The sequence below is a fragment of the Streptomyces tricolor genome, from assembly GCF_002155905.1.
Lineage (GTDB): Bacteria > Actinomycetota > Actinomycetes > Streptomycetales > Streptomycetaceae > Streptomyces > Streptomyces tricolor.
Window position 1 is genome coordinate 1 of record NZ_MUMF01000809.1, and the last position, 2,824, is coordinate 2,824.

2 protein-coding genes and 1 pseudogene are annotated in these 2,824 nt (G+C 71.8%); 1 reads left to right on the forward strand and 2 read right to left on the reverse strand.

Going from position 1 to position 2,824, the window contains the following annotated elements; translation table 11 throughout:
- A pseudogene (locus CCN44_RS46990) lies at positions 1–117 on the reverse strand (carbohydrate-binding protein); the annotation flags it as partial.
- A gap of 118 nt (positions 118–235) precedes the next feature.
- Positions 236–1,891, reverse strand: coding sequence for a diguanylate cyclase CdgB (gene cdgB, locus CCN44_RS39910; protein WP_059250390.1), 1,656 nt, complete (start codon positions 1,889–1,891; stop codon positions 236–238).
- Between the two features lie 301 nt (positions 1,892–2,192).
- Between cdgB and CCN44_RS39915 the strand changes: the two genes are divergently transcribed.
- The gene (locus CCN44_RS39915; RefSeq protein WP_079081023.1) at positions 2,193–2,765 is read left to right on the forward strand and encodes a flavin reductase family protein; all 573 of its coding nucleotides are present in this window, start codon (positions 2,193–2,195) and stop codon (positions 2,763–2,765) included.
- The last annotated feature ends 59 nt before the right edge of the window (positions 2,766–2,824 follow it).

Here is a 2,824-nt window from a genome sequence, read left to right on the forward strand (position 1 = left end):
CGGGTAGCCGTAACCACCGGACGGCGGCTGGGCTCCCCGGGCCTGGCCGTCTGCGTACAGGTAGCCGAACGGGTCGTCGTCCTCGGGCGTGCTCGCGCCGTTGTCGCCGGGCGTCATCCCTAGGTACTCCTCAACAGGTGCGGGCGGATGCGGTACGGGTGTGGAATGGCGAGCCTACCCGCTCTCACTCGCCCAAACGGGTGACTCGGACCCCATCAACTCGCTGACCTGCGGTTCATCCGGCGCGGCGGTGCTGTTTGGGACGAGATCGTTTCTCTACGTACATCCGCTCGTCAGCGGACTTCAACACCTCGTCCGCCGTCATCCCGCAGTGCGCCCACCCGATGCCGAAGCTCGCGCCCACCCGCACCGCCCGGCCCTCGGCCCGGATCGGCTGGATGATCTCGTTGCGCAGCCGTACGGCGAGGTCCTGGGCGTCGGCCCGGCCGAGGCCGTCGGCGAGGATCACGAACTCGTCGCCGCCGAGCCGGGCGACCGTGTCGCCGTCCCGGACGCCGTTGCTCAGCCGCCGGGCGACCTCGATGAGGACCGCGTCGCCCGCGTTGTGCCCGAACCGGTCGTTGATCGACTTGAAGCCGTCGAGGTCGCAGAAGAGGACCGCGAGACCCTTGGTGCCGTCGTCGCGGCCGTCCTCCGGGGCGACGGTGTGCACATGGTGGTCGTAGGCGTCGTACGCCTCCGCGCCCGGCGCGAAGTCGAAGCCGTGGCCGGCGGGGATGTCGAAGGCCGGGTGGCCGTAGGCCGCGTCCAGGGAGTCCAGGTCCCCGGCGTGCGCGGGCCGCTGGCAGAGCCGGGCCGACAGCCGTGAGCGCAGTTCGGCGGAGTTGGGCAGGCCGGTCAGCGAGTCGTGGGAGGCGCGGTGGGCGAGCTGGAGCTCGCGCCGCTTGCGCTCCTCTATGTCCTCGACGTGGGTGAGGAGGAAACGCGGGCCGTCGGCGGCGTCCGCGACGACGCTGTTGCGCAGGGAGACCCAGACGTACGTGCCGTCACGGCGGCCCAGGCGCAGTTCCGCGCGCCCGCCCTCGGCCGAGGTGCGCAGCAGGGTGCCGATGTCCTCGGGGTGGACCAGGTCGGCGAAGGAGTAGCGGCGCATCGCGGAGGCGGGGCGGCCGAGCAGCCGGCACAGGGCGTCGTTGGTGCGCAGGATGCGGCCGTGCTGGTCGCCGCCCATCTCGGCGATGGCCATGCCGGAGGGGGCGTACTCGAAGGCCTGCCGGAAGGATTCCTCGCTGGCGCGCAGCGCCTGCTGCTCGCGCTCCAGGCGGACCAGGGCGCGCTGCATGTTGGCGCGGAGGCGGGCGTTGCTGATCGCGATGGCGGCCTGGAAGGCGTACATCTGGAGGGCCTCGCGGCCCCACGCGCCGGGGCGGCGGCCGTTGCGCGGCCGGTCGACGGATATGACGCCGAGCAGCTCTCCGCAGGCGCTGCCCTGCGCGCCGGGGGTGTACATGGGCGCGAAGAGCCGGTCGGAGGGGTGCCACTCGTCCTCGAAGCGCGGCTCGGGACCGTCGGTGTACCACTGGGGTACGTCGTCGTCGTCGAGGACCCAGCCCTCGGTGTGCGGTATGAAGACGAGGTCGCCCCAGCGTTCGCCCATGCTCAGCCGCCGGTCCCAGGACTCGCGGGAGCCGACCCGGCCGGTGATCAGGGCCTCGGCGGCGGGGTTGCCGGAGAAGGCGGCGACCACGAGATCGCCGTCCTGGCGCACGAGGTTGACGGCGGCCATCTCGTACCCGAGGGCGCCCACGGCGCCGTCGGCGACGGTCTGCAGTGTGTCCGCCAGGCTGCGTGCCGTGTTCATGTCGGCCATGACCTGGTGCAGCTGCCGCAGGGACGCAAGGCGGACATACGGCTCCGACTCGGTCTCCATGCTCGCCCTCCCCCCGAGACCTCGCAGCGATTGAAGGGTTGTTCCGCCACTGAATCACAGCGCGCTGCCCACTCGGTACACAGGGTCAACAATTCCTGCCTCTTGTGACTCAAGTCACAGAAGAACGTGAACAATTGAGTGGAGTTTCTGCGTTTTGCCTGTGCGTTTACTGAACGCGGAACGCCCGAATACGCCCACATGATGCACAGGCCGGAACGCATGGCTGCGCCGCTGGTCCTAGGACCCGGCTCGGGCGGACGGCCGATGCGGCCGGGGCGCGGCGAAGACTAGCGTTTCCGGCGTGCTGAAGACTCCCTCCCCCACCGCCCCCCTGCCTTCCGGGCATGCTGAGGGGGTGAGCAACGACGAGTTCCGGGCCGCGATGTCCCGGCTGGCCGCGGGCGTGGTCCTGGTCACCGCGCAGGAACCGCCGCTGGACCCGGACGACCCCGAGGCGCCGGGCATGGAGGACGTCGGCATGACCGCCACCGCCTTCATGTCGGTCTCCCTCGACCCGCCGCTGGTCCTGGTCAGCCTGCGCACCGGCGCCCGCATGGACGACCTGCTGGACGAGCAGCCGCTGTGGGCGGTGTCGGTCCTCGCCGAGAGCCAGCGGCACATCGCGGGCCGCTTCGCCATGAAGGGCCGGATCAGCGACCGGCTGCTCTTCGAGGACATCCCCTACGTCCGCGGCGAGGCCACCGGCGCCCCGCTCGTCGGGGGTGCGCTGGCCACCCTGGAGTGCCGGACCGAGCAGCGGGTGACCGCCGGCGACCACACCCTGGTCATCGGCCGCGTCCTCACCGCCCGGGTGCCCAGCGCCGAGGGGGGCCCGCTGCTGTACTTCCGCGGCCGGTACCGGCAGCTGGGCTGAGCCGCGGCTGCCGGGCCCCTCTCTGGTCCCGGCCCCCTCTCGGTCCCGGCCCCCTCTCC

Bases quoted from the DNA above. Each gene is read 5' to 3' on its own strand.
- cdgB (WP_059250390.1), bottom strand. From the start codon at position 1,891: ATGGAGACCGAGTCGGAGCCGTATGTCCGCCTTGCGTCCCTGCGGCAG.